This window comes from Bradyrhizobium sp. HKCCYLRH1030 (assembly GCF_051168395.1).
In the GTDB taxonomy this organism is placed as follows: Bacteria; Pseudomonadota; Alphaproteobacteria; order Rhizobiales; family Xanthobacteraceae; genus Bradyrhizobium.
This window is the reverse complement of record NZ_JBNPUY010000003.1, coordinates 513544-527914: the sequence shown is the minus strand read 5'-3', so window position 1 is coordinate 527914 and position 14371 is coordinate 513544. Positions and strand designations below refer to the sequence as shown.

The window sequence follows — 14371 nt, the reverse complement described above, 5'->3', positions numbered from 1 at the left end:
CATGCCGGCAGTCTCCCATCTCGTAAGGGCCTTCTCGTGAGGGCCTTGGCCCTCGCTCAGCCCTTGGCCAGCGGCACCGCGACGAAGCGCGACTGCCCGCCGCTCTTCACACGCATCAGCACGCTGTTCTTGTTGTCGGCCTTGGCGGCGTTGATCGCTTCGCGCACGTCACCGGCCGAGGTCACCGACTTGCCCGCGACCTCCAGGATGACGTCGCCTTCCTTGAAGCCGCGATCGGCGGCCGCGCTCTTCGGATCGACCTCGGTGACGACGACGCCGTCCTTGCCGGCGCCGGCGACGCTCGACGCGGGCGCCACGGTCATGCCGAGCTTCGGCACGTCGGCGCCGCGGGTCGGGCTCGAATTGTCGCCGCCGGTGTCGGCCTTGGCCTCGATCGTGTTCGGCAGCTTGCCGAGCGTCAGGTTGATGGTCTTGTCCTCGCCCTTGTGCAGGACGTTGAGCTTGACCGAGGCGCCCGGCGCGATGCCGCCGATGGTGCGGGCGAGCTCACGCGCGTCCTTCACCGGCTCGCCGTTGACCGCGGTGATGACGTCGCCGGACTGGATGCCCGCCTTCGCCGCCGGACCGTTGGCCTGGGGCTCGGCAACCAGCGCGCCCTCGGCCTTCTTCATGCCGAGGCTGTCGGCGATGTCCTGCGTCACCGGCTGGATCTGCACGCCGATCCAGCCGCGGCTGACCGAGCCGTTGTCCTTGAGCTGCGCCACCACGCTCTTCACCGTCGAGGCGGGGATCGAGAACGCGATGCCGACGCTGCCGCCGGAGGGCGAGTAGATCGCGGTGTTGACGCCGACGACATTGCCGTCGACATCGAACGCCGGACCGCCGGAATTGCCCTTGTTCACGGGCGCGTCGATCTGGATGAAATCGTCATACGGGCCGTTGCCGATGTCGCGGCCCACCGCCGAGACGATGCCGGCCGTCACCGTGCCGCCGAGGCCGAACGGGTTGCCGACCGCCAGCACCCAGTCGCCGATCCGCGGCTTGCCGTCGGCGAGCTTGGCGAACGGGAAGTTCGTGCTGCCCTCGACCTTGATCAGCGCCAGATCCGTGCGCGGGTCGGTGCCGATCACCTTGGCGCTGTAGGTCTTGCCGTCGTCGGTCGTCACCTCGACCTTGTTGGCGCCGTCGACCACGTGGTTGTTGGTCACGGCATAGCCGTCGGCGGAGATGAAGAAGCCGGAGCCCTGCCCGGTCACGGCGCGACCGCCACCGCGGCCGCCGCGACCCGGCATGCCGGGAATGCCGTTCTCACCGCCGAAGCGGCGGAAGAAGCGCTCCATCGGCGAGCCCGGCTGGAACGGCGTATCGTCGTCGCTGTCGTCCTTGGCGACCTTCTCGGCGATGTTGACCTTGACCGAAATCACCGACGGCTTCACCCGCTCCACGATGTCGGCAAAGCCGACCGGGCGCGCGACCTTGCTGACCTCGTTGGCGACCTGCGCATGGGCCGAGGTCGAGAACAGGTCGAGCGGCGCCCCCTGCGGCGACAGGCCATAGGCGGCGACGCCGAGGCCCGCGACGACGGAGGCCATCAGCGCGAACTTGCGCGCCGAGAACAGCCCGCGCCGGGGCTGGCGATAGGACGGAAGGGAGGACAGGTCGGTCGGACGGTCAGTCATACGGTTTTCTCCGCAAGCGATTTTGGTCAAGGTCTAAAACTTGGGTCCCGGGCTGTGCGCCCCGTTCGCCAGTGAAGATGGGGGCTGCCGCCTTACGGCGTGCTGGCTGCGGCGTTAAACTTCTGTAATGGATGGACACGAACACTGCGGCGGAATGGCGCAGATGGTGGAGCGAGGCGGAAAAGCCTTGCGAGACCAGGGGCTTGCCCACGTCCCGGCCGCCCCGTAGCGGCCATCATTTTGGCCGGTCCGACCAAAGTCGTAACCCCCGTAGGGCGGGTTGGCCGCAGGCGTAACCCGCCGCCTTTCCAACAGCCCCGATCCAGCCGCCGCACATCCGCCCGCACCTGAGCCAGCCCCCGGCGGATGACGCTTGCGCTCATCCGCCTACCCGTCCGGTGCGCTCGCAATGACGCCCGGAGCAACTATCCTGATCCCCACTATCAAACAGCATGTGGAGAAAACTAACCGCGCGTCGAGCCTCCACATCCTCGCGACGCATCCCGCGCCCGAGTCATGCCCTTCAAACTCGCACCCTCGCATCGAGGGCACAGGGAAGGCCGGGCGCTGGCCGCGCCCGTGGCCCGCCTGCGGAAAAAAATGCAGGCGGCAGGTACCACAGGTCTGGCCGAACACGCCCGGCCCTCCCTGTGCGATGGTGTTAACGGTTATACGTGATCTCCCCGGGGACCGGCTGTCTTGCCCCCGTCACCGGCGGATCATCACCACCGGCTTGGCCGCAGCATCGGGCGACCAGGACCACACGATTTCACATCCGTGATCCGCCGTTCGTCGGCGAGGCCAAAGCCCCGCTGCGGCAGCCCGCGTCCATCGCATTCCGCAACCCGCGTCCGTGACGATCGCGATACGCTCCCTCAGCGGTACGGAACGCGGTGGAAGATACGGGTGATTTGGGGGAGAACGCAAGAGGATTTTTGATTTTCGGAATAAAGCCACCCATTTTACGACCCCACGATTTGGCTAATAGGAAGGGCCGCAACGAAATTCGGGAAACGATCAGCCGTAATCCCTATAAATTTTCGGGATTGCAACTTCAGGCAACACCCCGCTCCGAATGAACTCTGATACTCTAGCTTGCGATTCAATTCGCCAGTCATTGCATTGCTGTCAGGCATCTCCAATCAGCTTGACGACGCCGCGAAGCGAGCGCCCCAACAGTGATACGCAATCTCACATTATGGGTCGGAGCTTCTGCTGTACGTGTGGGAAGACTATGGGTGCCTGCTCGCAACACTGAAACGGTGCTGGCGAGGTACACCAAGCAAACTTTCTGTCTCACTGGCCACGAGCAGTTCCCATATTGTTTTCTAGGCTCCGCAACGGCAGTTCGATGGCACGACAAGTACTTTCTTTTATGGTGTCGCCACCAAACGAAAGATTACGCACCTGATGATGTCACGATCCCAATCGAGGACGGAAAGATACTTGTGTCGGGATCGCGCCTTCTTTTCGTAAGCACCGATAGCAGCAGTATTGACGAAGATTTCAACGATCTACAGGCAATGGAGTTCGTGCCTGAAAACTATCAATCTCCAAATCTTGAATCGGCATTCTTTCCAATCCAGGAGAGCGATGCGTGGAACGGAAATTCCGACACTCAATTCTACCTGTTTGGTTATCCTACGGAGTACCGAAGCGTTGACTACGAGATCCCGCATGTACATCTAAAACAGGTAGTCACCACCGGAAACTACATCGGAGCGAGCCATGCCCGGCATGTGCATCGTATAAAGATCACAGGCAAGACGCCTTTTTCTCAAGACGGCTTGAGTGGCGGCCCCATCTATCATATCGCACGAGACAGGAATTCCTACTTCGTAGGACTTGCTGGAATAATGATACGCGGTGGAAATCAGCACGTTTACTTCATCGACGTCCGGTTTATTTTGTCGCTTCTCCGATCGGCTTGGCCAGCATGATCAGGAGCAAGCACAGCCGGACGAACGTTGCGACACCAAGGTTTATCTCTGAAGCTCGTGTGTTCCCGGATCGCGCCATGTATTTTCAGCCGCAGGTGTGACGCGAGCAGCCGCCACAAAACTCCACCGTCGTCCCCGCGAACGCGGGGACCCATAATCCGCGGCGGTCCTTGCTTAGAACGACTGGTCCCACATCTCGCCAACGACATCTTCCTGTGGTTATGGGTCCCGGATCGGCGCGTGCTGCGCACGCTTGTCCGGGACGACAGCGGAGCGCTTGGTGACGGCTCGCCCATCGACGATCCGAAGGGCGGCTTAGCCGAAGACGTAAGCCGCCGCGTTAGTGGTCGGGTGGCGATGGCGGATTACGCTGCGCTAATCCGCCCTACTCGTCCGACGCCGGAGCTACACACCGTGCTCCCATCACGCCACCTGCAACGACCCAAGGAACCTGCTCACCTCGCGCTTCAGCCGCCCGCTCTCCGCCGACAGCGACCGTGCCGCCGACAGCACCTGCGACGACGCAGACCCCGTCTCCGACGCTCCCCGCTGCACGTCGTCGATGTTGCGGGAGACGCGCTGGGTGCCGTTGGCGGCGTGCTGGACGTTGCGGGAGATTTCTTGCGTCGCGGCGCCCTGCTCTTCGACGGCGGCGGAGACGGCCGCTGCGATCTCCGACAGGCGGCCGATGGTGCTGCCGATCTCCTTGATCGAGCCGACCGACTCCGCGGTGGCGGCCTGGATGCCGGAGACCTGCTGGGCGATCTCGCCGGTGGCCTTGGCGGTCTGCTCGGCCAGCGCCTTGACTTCGGCCGCGACGACCGCGAAGCCGCGGCCGGCTTCGCCCGCGCGCGCCGCCTCGATGGTGGCGTTGAGCGCCAGCAAATTGGTCTGGCCGGCGATGCTACTGATCAGCTCGAGCACGTCGCCGATGCGGGTCGCGGCCTTCGACAGGGTGCCGACGCGCTCATTGGTGCGGTTGGCCTGCGCCACGGCCTCGCTGGCGATGCGCGCGGATTCCTGCACTTGGCGGGAGATCTCGCTGACCGAGGACGACAGCTGCTCGGCGGCGGAGGCCACCGTCTGCACGTTGGACGAGGCCTCCTGCGAGGCGGCGGCGACGTCGGCCGACAGGTCCTGGCCGCGCGCGGCCGTGCTGGTCAGCGTCCCGGCAGAGGCTTCGAGCTCGCTAGAGGCGTGCGACACCGCATCGACGATCTCGCCGACCGCCTGCTCGAACTGGCGGGCGAGCTTCGCCATGTCGTCCCGGCGCTCGTGCTCGCGGCGCGCCTCGGCGTCCGCATGCTCGGCGCGCAGCCGCTCGGTCTCGGCCATGTTGTCCTTGAACACCTGGATCGCCGTCGCCATGGCGCCGATCTCGTCGCTGGCGCCGCGGCCGGGAATTTCGACGGCGACGTCGCCGCTCGCGAGCCGCCCCATCGCCCGCGTCATCGACGCCAGCGGGCCGACGATGCTGCGCGCGATCAGGACCGCGACGAGGCAGCCGAACAGGATGGCGGCGGCGCCGACCAGCATCTGCAGCGAGATGGTGCTGTCGATGGCGCCCTCGGCGCGCGCGCGAGAAGCGTGATAGTCGGCATTCACGCCGGCCTCGGCGGCCTTGAGCGTGTCGATGCTCCGGGCGATCAGCGGCTCGATCGCGGTGGCGTAGATGTCCTCGGACTTCAGCGCGGCGGCGGCGGTGGCCTCGAACGCGGTCTTGTTCAGCTCCAGCGAGGCCCTCACCGGCGCGATCGCGGCCAGCACGCCCGCCGGCGGCGACGCGCCCTCCAGCGTGGCGAGCCGCTGCTCGACATTGTCGACGCCGGCGCGGAAGGCGGAGGCGGACTTGGTGTCGCGCAGCGCCAGGAAGCGCCAGGTCGCGATGCGGACGAGCTGCAGGCGGGCGTCGATGTCCGCGACCGCGGTCATGACCTCCGGCTCCTTGCTGATGCGCGCGGCGATCGACAGCTTGGCGGCCTTGGCGGCGAGGTCCTCGCCGCCCGGCAGCAGCGCGGCGCGGCCGGTCTTCATCTGCTTGACCGCATCCTGCAACTGATCGCGCTGGGTCTTCATCTGCGCGATCTCGCCGGTGAGATCGCCATAGAGCTTGCGCTGCTCCGCCGACAGCCAACCGGCGGTGGCCGCCTGCAGCAGCGCGGTCGCCGCCGCCTCGCGCTCGGCGGCCTCCTTGAGCGCCGGCTCGTTGGCGTCGTGGATGTAGCGCAGGTTGGCGCGCTGGATCGCCTGCAAATGGTTGGAGATCTGCAGGATGCGCGCGGTCGCGTCCGACAGCGCCGACATGCTCGCGACCTGGTCGCGCACGGCCCACAGGTTCCACACCGCCACGGCCGCCATCACGGCACCGGCGACGATGAGCGCCGCAAAGCCGGCGTAGAGACGCCCCCTGATCTTCAAGCTCATCATGTCCTCGTCCGCTCCCCCAAGAGCGGCAGGCGGGCGAACTGACGTCGCCACGCGCCTGCCCCGCAGCATCGGCCGCCTGGCTGGCGACTCACAGCTATGCTGTATGCACGATGGGGGATATTTACTAATAGCGGGTTAGACGGCCGCGGCTCGCAGCTGCCGGTGTGACGCGAGCGGCCTCCACCAACTCCGATGTCGTCCCTGCGAACGCAGGGACCCATACTCCGCGGCGGTTGTCGTGAAACAAGACTGGTCCGACATCCCGCACAACAGCATCTCCCTGTGGCTATGGGTCCCTGCGTTCGCAGGGACGACAGCGGAGGACTGGGTGACGGCTTCGCGTGATGGCGGGGACGACGCTCTCTCCGCCGTCATTCCGGGGCGCGCGTGAGCGCGAGCCCGGAATCCATAGCCACGACTCGCAGTTGGTGGAGCAATACGCCGAAACGGCCCGTCGCCACCACAACCGCTCGTGGTTATGGATTCCGGGCTCATTCGCGTGCCGCGAATGCCCCGGAATGACGGCGGAGATGATGGCTGGCTGTTGTCGTGCGGCGCTAGCCGCCCGATCAGCTTGCCTTCACGCTCACGATGAACGCATCCACCTCGCGCTTCAGCGTCTCGGCCTGTTGCGACAGCTCGCCGGCGGCGTCGCGGGCCTCAGAGGCGAGGCGGCCGGTTTCGGCGGAGGTGGAGCTGATCTGGGCGATGTGGTTGGAGACGTCGAGGGTGCCGCGGGCGGCTTCCTGGACGCTCCGGGAGATGTCCTGGGTGGCGTTGCGCTGCTGCGAGGTGTCGACCTCGATGCCGGACATGATGGCGCTGATCTCGCTGAGCGTGGTCGAGATGCCGTCGATGGCGCCGCGGGTCTCGGCGGTGATGCCCTGGATGCTGGCGACGTGGGCCGAGATCTCGTCGGTCGCCTTGCTGGTCTGGTTGGCGAGGTTCTTCACCTCCGAGGCGACGACCGAAAAGCCCCGGCCGGCCTCGCCGGCGCGGGCGGCCTCGATGGTGGCGTTCAGCGCCAGCAAATTGGTCTGCGAGGCGATCGCCTGCACGAGCTGGACCACGGCCCCGATCTTCTCGGCGGCGTCCGACAGCGCGTGGATGGTGTTCTTGCTCTTCTCGGCCTGCGAGGCCGCGCCCTCGGCGCGCTGGGTGGCGTCGGAGACGCGGCGGCTGATGGTGCCGATCGAGCTCGTCATCTCCTCGGTCGAGCCGGCCACGGTCTGGACGCTGCGATTGGCGTGGTTGGCGGCGGCCTCGACCGCATTGGCCTTGGCCGAGGTATCGTTGGCGGCGCGCGACAGGGTCTCGGCATTGCTCTTCAGCCGGATGGCCGAGGACGCCACGCTGCTGACGACGCTGGCGACGAGGTCGTTGAAGGAATGGATGCGGCCGTCGAGAAAGCGCGAGCGCTCGCCCTGGCGCTGCGCCTCCTGCAATTCGCGCGCGGTGAGGCGCTGGCGCTCGATGCCGTTGGTCTTGAACACCTCGAGCGCGCCGGCGAGCTGGCCGATCTCGTTGCTGAGGCCGAGGCCGGGAATGCGCGTGTCGTATTTCTGGTCGGCGACGTCGCGCATGGCCGAGACCATCGCGGCGAGCGGGCGCAGGATGCCGTTCTGCACGGCGGCATAGGTCATCAGGCAGACGGCGCTGGCGAACACCGCGATGGCCGCGCAGGCCATCAGGAAGTAGGAGAACGCCGACTGCGCCTGGTGATAGATCAGCATCGCATGATCACGCGCCGGGCCGCTGAGATTGGCGAAGTCCGACGACAGGCTGGTGATCTGGTTGTTGAGATAGAGCACCGCGATGAAGCCGGTGCCGCCGCCGATCGCCAACAGCATGAGGAGAGAGGCGACGACGCCTCCCACGAGGAAGCGGATCGTCAGATTGCTGTTGGAGAACATCGGCTTTGCCCGGGTACGTCAGACGGAATGTCAACGCACACTTCCAGACAAAGGTAAAATAAGCTGAAAGCGCCGGTAGGTGCGGAGCACGGGAAAGCACGGGGGTTTTGCGGATCGACGGCGCGTTCTCATTTGCTGCGCACGCTTCTTACTCGCGACAGCCGGCCTTCGCACCACGCGCGCTTTCAGCCCGCCTCTCTCCGTCGTCATGGCCGGGCTTGACCCGGCCATCCACGTCGTCCGGCACTCTGGGATCCACGTGGATGCCCGGGTCAAGCCCGGGCATGACGGAGTAACTAACTGGCAGGGGATCGTGGCGTTAGCGGATCATCACGTCGCCGGCGGCTTCTCGGCGGCCATCAGCGCGGCGAGCCGCGCCTCCTCCTCGGCCGTCAGCTTCGGCGTGGCCTCCGCGCCGCGCTGGCCGCGGCGGCGGACCTGCCACCACAGCGCCAGGCCACCGCCGAGCAGCAGCACCGGCGGCAGCAGCCACAGCAGGAGGGTCTGGCGCTCGAACCGCGGCTTCAGCAGCACGAACTGGCCGTAGCGCGCGACCAGGAAGTCGAGCACTTGATTATCACTATCACCGGCGGCGAGACGCTCGCGCACCAGCAGGCGCAGGTCGCGCGCCAGCGGCGCGTCGGAATCGTCGATCGACTGGTTCTGGCAGACCATGCAGCGCAGCTCGCGCGACAGCGCGCGGGCGCGCTGCTCCTTGGCGGTGTCCGACATGACCTCGTCGGGCTGCACCGCATGCGCCACCGGCGAGCTCAACAGCAGCAGCGCGAGCGCGAGGAAGCCGAGACTGCGTCGCATCCGCCCTACTCCGCCGGCTGCAGCGCACGCGCGGCGCGCGCCGGCCGCGGGGCGCCGACGCGCAGGCGCCGGTCGGACAGCGACAACAGGCCGCCGAACGCCATCAGCACCGGACCGAACCAGATCAAGAGCACCAGCGGCTTGTGATAGATGCGCACGGCCAGCCCGCCGTCGGCGGTGGCATCGCCGAGCGAGACGTAGAGCTGGCTGACGCCGCGCGTCATCAGAGCGGCTTCCGTCGTCGACATGCCGCGGGTGGCGAAGCTGCGCTTGCTCGGCATCAGGACGCTGAGCTGCCTGCCGTCCTGGCTGATGACGAAGGTGCTGACGACCTCGCTGAAGTTCGGGCCCTGGCGCTGGCTCATGCCGTCGAACTTGATCTGGTAGCCGGCGAGATTGCGCACGTCGCCCGGACGCAAGGTGCTGATCAGCTCGCTGTTCCAGGTGGTCTCGCAGACGATGCCGAGCAGCGCGACGCCGAGGCCGGCATGCGCGAACGCCGTGCCCCACACCGAGCGCGGCAGGCCGCGGGTCCGGTGCAGCGCCGTCTTGAACGGCACGCGGGCCACGCCGCTGCGCTCGACCAGATCGACGACCGAGCCGGTGATGACGAACACGCCGAGACCGATGCCGAGCGGCGCCAGCGCGCTGCCGCCGCGCGCCCAGGCCCAGACGATCGCGATCGCCACCAGCGCCACGACGCCGGCCGCGAGCAGCCGTTGGGTCGCCGCGACGAGGTCGCCGCGCTTCCACGCCAGCATCGGGCCGAACGGCACCATCAGCAGCAACAGCGCGAACAAGGGGCCGAAGGTGATGTTGTAGAACGGCGCGCCGACCGAGAGCTTGAAGTCGAGCGCCTCCATGATCACCGGGTACAGCGTGCCGAACAGCACGGTGGCGCAGGACACGGTGAGCAGCAGATTGTTCAAGACCAGCGCGCCCTCGCGCGAGATCGGCGCGAACAGCCCGCCCTGCTTCAGCGCGGTGGCGCGGCCGGCGAACAGCGTCAGGCTGCCGCCGATGAACAGCACGAGGATGCCGAGGATGAACACGCCGCGCGTCGGATCGCTGGCGAAGGCGTGCACCGAGGTGATGACGCCGGAGCGCACCAGGAAGGTGCCGAGCAGGGACAGCGAGAAGGTCAGGATCGACAGCAGGATGGTCCAGACCTTGAGCGCGTTGCGCTTCTCCATGACGACAGCGGAGTGCAGCAGCGCGGTGCCGGCGAGCCAGGGCATCAGCGAGGCGTTCTCGACCGGGTCCCAGAACCACCAGCCGCCCCAGCCGAGCTCGTAATAGGCCCAGTACGAGCCCATGGCGATGCCGAGCGTCAGGAAGATCCAGGCCATCAGGGTCCACGGCCGCACCCAGCGCGCCCAGGCGGCATCGATGCGGCCTTCGAGCAGGGCTGCGATTGCGAACGAGAACGAGATCGAGAAGCCGACATAGCCGAGATAGAGCATCGGCGGATGCACGGCGAGGCCGATGTCCTGCAGCACCGGATTGAGATCGCGGCCCTCGATCGGCGGGTTGGCGAGGCGCGCGAACGGATTCGATGTGGTCAGGATGAACAGATAGAACGCGGTCGCCACCCAGGCCTGCACCGCGAGCACGCGGGCGCGCAAGGACAGCGGCAGATTGTTGCCGAAGGCCGCGACCATGGCGCCGAACAGCGCCAGGATCGACACCCACAAGAGCATCGAGCCTTCGTGGTTGCCCCACACGCCGGTGATCTTGTAGAGCAGCGGCTTCATCGAGTGCGAGTTCTCGAACACGTTGGCGACGGAGAAATCCGAGGTCACGTGCAACGTGATCAGCGCGATGAAGGAGAGACCGGCGAACAGCAATTGCGCCAGCGCGGCCGAGCGGCCGACATTCATCAGGGCGACGTCACGCTGATACGCGCCGAGCATCGGCACGGTGGACTGAATCAGCGCCAGCGCAAGCGCCAGCACCAGGGCGTAATGTCCGCTCTCTGCAATCACTGCGTCGCTCCTGCCGCGCTCTTGTCAGTGCCCTCGCGCATCGACACCGGGCCCGGTTTGGCGCCGCCTTTCGGCTTGCCGTAATCGTCCTTCCAATGGCCCTGCTTCTTCAGGGCATCGGCGACTTCCTTCGGCATGTAGGTCTCGTCGTGCTTGGCGAGCACGGTGTCGGCCTTGAACACGCCGTCGGCATCGAGCGCGCCCTCGGCGACGACGCCCTGCCCTTCGCGGAACAGATCCGGCAGGATGCCCTTGTAGGCGACCGGCAGCTTGGCGCCGCCATCGGCGACCTCGAAGCTGACGGCGAGATCGTCGCCGCGCTTCAGCGAGCCCGGCTGCACCAGGCCGCCGAGCCGGAAGCGCTTGCCCGGCCCGATATGTTTCTCTGCGACCATGGTCGGGGTCGAGAAGAACACGATGGAGTCGCGCAGCGCGTTGAGCACCAGCCCTGCGGCGACCGCGAGCACGAACAGCGCCCCGCCGATGATCGTCAAACGCCTCTGCTTGCGTGTCATCCCTTGATCCCGTTGGCGGCGGAAGCGCCGCTCATCCATCCAAGCCGAAAGTCTTCACGCCCTCGTTGAGCTGCCGCAACCGCTCGGCATCGCCGGACACCGCCTGCCGCGCATCCGACAACGCCCCCTTGGCCTTGTCGAGATCGCCCATCACGACATAGGCGCGCACCAGGCGCAACCAGCCCTCGACGTCGTCGCCATTCTGCTTCAGCCGCGCCGCCAGCCGGTCGACCATGCCGCGGATCATCGTCTCGCGGTCACCGTCGCTCATGCTCTTGGCCGCGGCCATCGCCTCGCTCGGCAGCGCCGGCACCTCGCCGCCGCCGACCCGGCCGAGCGCCGCCGTCACCAGCGGCCGCCACGGCGCATCCGCCGGCGCCTTGCCCAGCATCGCCCGCCAGATGTTGGCCGCATCGTCCTTGCGGCCGTCCTGCTCGGCGGCGAGACCGAGATAGTAGTTCGACTTCGGCTCGTCGGCCTCGAGCGCGTGGGCCCGCTCGAACTCCGCCTTGGCCTCGGCGGTGACGACGCCGCCAGCGGCGGCCGTGATCATCTCGCCGAGATCGGCGCGCTTGGCCGCGCCGTCGCCGGCATAGGTGATCATGTTGCGATAGGCCCGAATCGCGTCATCGGTGCGGCCGAGCCGCGCCAGCACCGGGGCGAGCACGGTCCAGCCGCGGCCGTCGGTCGGGTTCTTCTGCAGGTGCTGCTCGACCTGCACCACCAGCGTTTCCAGCGGCTGCGTCCCATTGGGCGGCGCCGCGCGTGCGGTGAGCGGGAAATCCGGCAGTTGCGGCGAGCCGAGCGGCAGGTAGACCGCGAGCGCCACGATCGGCACGCCGATCAGCGCCAGCACGGCCGACGCGCGGCGCAGGCCGAGGCTCGGCTTCACCGCGGCCTCGCCCTCCTGGTCCGCGGCGGCCAGAAGGCGGCGGCCGATCTCGACCCGCGCGGCTTCCGCCTCGACCTTGCCGATCAGCCCGGTTTCGACGTCGCGCTCGATCTCGGCCAGCTGGTCCTTGTAGACGACGACCTCGCGACCGCCAGACGCGGCCCGCGCGCCCAGGCCGAGCGGCAGCAGGACGGCGAAGATCGCCGCGGCCGTCATCACGGCGAACACGAACCAGAGAGTCATCGGACAGAGTTCCAGTCAGCGCCCACCGGCAGGCGCGCCTCGCGCCGCTTTTAACCAGCACCGTTCCCGGCGGCAATTCACATTTGCCGCCGTGGTAGCGCAGCCGTCCGCGCCAAAAAACTCAGGAGGATTACGTAATTAGGGGACCTCGAACTCGGCGCTCTTGGCGAGATAGCTGCCGTGCCCGTTCAGGGCCATAAGGAAATAGGTGCCTGGCCGGACATGGTCGGTGAGCCTGATCCGCAGCGACCCGACCGGGACCGGAGAGGCGATGGTGGTGACGGGATCGGGAAGTGGCGCCCCGCTCGTCTTGTCGACGAGCACGACCTTGGCCTTGATCATGAGGTTGCGATAGGTCGCGCGGACGACGCGGTTCTCGACCTCGACGAAGTTGATGACGGAAATCATGGTCTTGATGAAAATGGATGGAACTTGGCGGAACCTATGCGTGGCCCCGGGGCGAGGTCAACCTGAAATTGCAAAATCAAAAACGTCGACAGACTAGCAGAAAATCTCAACCGGCGCGCGAGGATTTTCGCTCGCCGTTCATCGCGTTCTCGGCCGACCTGCTCATCAATTGGGCGTAGTCGTTGCCGAACAGGACGTGACAGAAGCGGATCGCCGCCGACACCTGCGACTGCCGATAGGCGCGCGCCCGCGCGTCGCCCGAGCGCAGCGACTGCACCAGCGCTTCGGTGGCCTTCTCGACATATTGCTGCAGATCGGAATAGGTCCGCAGCGTCACCTCGTTGATCGCGAGCTCGCTGGCATAGTTGCGGCAGACGGCGACGAACTCGATCAGTGCAGCCACCTCCTCGACCTCGCTGCCATCGACGCCGGCGCCGGCCGGAATGTCCTTGTCGGCGCGCTGGCGCAGGATGCGGCGGACGCGGCCAGGCACGCTGTCGATCTCCGATTGCAGGGCATTGGAGATGTCGGCGCGGATCGCGGTGAGCTGCTTGCCCCAGTTCGATTCCGAGCGCAGGTCGAGCTCGGTGCGCAGGCCGCGAACGCCGTCATGCAGCGTCTTCAGCGTATCGCCGAGATCGGAGAAATGACCGCGCCGGATGTCGGCGCGCAGCACCGAGGCGAGACCGGCGAGATCGTTGAGCGCGATGGTGACGGCGACGCCGAACGGGGTCGCGGCGACCCTGATCTCGTCGTCGGAGGCGGCGATCTTGGTGGCGAGACGGATGATCTGCCAGGGCGCGGCGAGCCGCTGCATCACCAGCGACAGTGCGAACGGCAGCATCGAGGGCGTCTGCAGCGACGGCACGTTGATGGCTTCGGTGACGGAGGCGATCTGCGAATCGCCGAGCACGCGGATGATGCCGGGCAGCCGGCCGTTGAGGCCGTCGAGCGCCTCGCGGTTCTGCAGCACCAGCGCGATCGGCAGCAGATCCTCGATCACGCTGGGGGCGCCGATGCGGGCCAGCGCGCGCTGGCGGTCGCCGGTCGCGTTGGGGCCGACGAGGTTCATCAGCGCCTCGGCGGCGGCGCGCTGCAGCTTGCGTGCGGTCATCTCGACCTCGCGCGAACTGTCGCCGGAGACCGACATCGCGGCCTCGAATTCGGCATAGCGCTCCGGCGCGCCTTCGCGACCGAGCCACTGCCAGACCGGCAGCAGCGAGGCACGGCGGATCTGGCCGGGACGGAGAGGACCGGTGGAATCGGTGAGGAACGGGTCGAGCGGCCGGAACAGCCGACGCGGGCCATCGCCGCTCTGGCGGCGCTCGTCGCGGCCTTGCGGACGGGCGACCTCGATGGCGGGTTGGGGCCGCGCCGGGTCGGCTGCTGGAGCGGGAGCCGGCGGCGCGACGGGCCGCACCACCTTGCGCAGCTGCTCGAGCACCAGGGTCGCCACGGCGACGTCCTGGCCGCGCTCGATGGCGCGCTCGAATTCGCGCATCAGGAGCGACTGCGCGTTCGGCGGCAGCTGCCCGAGATATTCCCTTAACCGCTCGTGAGCTGTCTGACCCATGCGCCGGCGTGCAAATTTC

The 14371-nt window shown here is 67.1% G+C and carries 10 protein-coding genes; 1 reads left to right on the top strand and 9 read right to left on the bottom strand.

Translation table 11 applies throughout. From position 1 onward, the window contains the following. Positions 1 to 56 precede the first annotated feature (56 nt). Entirely contained in the window at positions 57 to 1640 is a 1584-nt protein-coding gene (locus ACQR1E_RS12615) for a Do family serine endopeptidase (protein ID WP_316191360.1), read from the bottom strand. 1238 nt (positions 1641 to 2878) lie between these two features. Between ACQR1E_RS12615 and ACQR1E_RS12610 the strand changes: the two genes are divergently transcribed. Further along, positions 2879 to 3580, top strand: coding sequence for a hypothetical protein (locus tag ACQR1E_RS12610; RefSeq protein WP_315828277.1), 702 nt, complete (start codon positions 2879 to 2881; stop codon positions 3578 to 3580). 423 nt (positions 3581 to 4003) lie between these two features. Here the strand turns inward: ACQR1E_RS12610 and ACQR1E_RS12605 are convergent, their stop codons facing one another. The 8 genes from ACQR1E_RS12605 to ACQR1E_RS12570 form a co-directional block, all read right to left on the bottom strand. Continuing rightward, a complete protein-coding gene (locus ACQR1E_RS12605; RefSeq protein ID WP_316167010.1) occupies positions 4004 to 6007 on the bottom strand; it encodes a methyl-accepting chemotaxis protein in 2004 nt (667 codons plus the stop codon). 569 nt (positions 6008 to 6576) lie between these two features. After that, positions 6577 to 7920: a methyl-accepting chemotaxis protein gene (locus ACQR1E_RS12600; RefSeq protein WP_434897097.1), complete on the bottom strand. Its 1344-nt coding sequence runs from the start codon at positions 7918 to 7920 to the stop codon at positions 6577 to 6579. A gap of 330 nt (positions 7921 to 8250) precedes the next feature. Continuing rightward, positions 8251 to 8736 (bottom strand): cytochrome c-type biogenesis protein, encoded by a 486-nt coding sequence (locus tag ACQR1E_RS12595; RefSeq protein WP_316167013.1) that lies wholly within the window; start codon positions 8734 to 8736, stop codon positions 8251 to 8253. A 5-nt stretch (positions 8737 to 8741) separates the two neighbouring features. Beyond that, positions 8742 to 10721 carry a heme lyase CcmF/NrfE family subunit gene (locus tag ACQR1E_RS12590; RefSeq protein ID WP_315753051.1) on the bottom strand — a complete coding sequence of 660 codons (1980 nt, stop codon included), beginning with the start codon at positions 10719 to 10721 and terminating at the stop codon, positions 8742 to 8744. Beyond that, positions 10718 to 11236 carry a cytochrome c maturation protein CcmE gene (gene ccmE, locus ACQR1E_RS12585; protein WP_315753052.1) on the bottom strand — a complete coding sequence of 173 codons (519 nt, stop codon included), beginning with the start codon at positions 11234 to 11236 and terminating at the stop codon, positions 10718 to 10720. The genes ACQR1E_RS12590 and ccmE overlap by 4 nt, the downstream gene beginning before the upstream one ends. Before the next feature lie 31 nt (positions 11237 to 11267). Next, complete coding sequence (ccmI, locus tag ACQR1E_RS12580; RefSeq protein WP_434897096.1) at positions 11268 to 12371, bottom strand: c-type cytochrome biogenesis protein CcmI; 1104 nt, start codon at positions 12369 to 12371, stop codon at positions 11268 to 11270. A gap of 138 nt (positions 12372 to 12509) precedes the next feature. Further along, positions 12510 to 12779, bottom strand: coding sequence for a hypothetical protein (locus ACQR1E_RS12575; RefSeq protein WP_315716145.1), 270 nt, complete (start codon positions 12777 to 12779; stop codon positions 12510 to 12512). A 106-nt stretch (positions 12780 to 12885) separates the two neighbouring features. Then, on the bottom strand, positions 12886 to 14352 hold the full coding sequence (locus ACQR1E_RS12570) for a hypothetical protein (protein WP_316187286.1): 1467 nt from the start codon (positions 14350 to 14352) through the stop codon (positions 12886 to 12888). Positions 14353 to 14371: the final 19 nt, after the last annotated feature.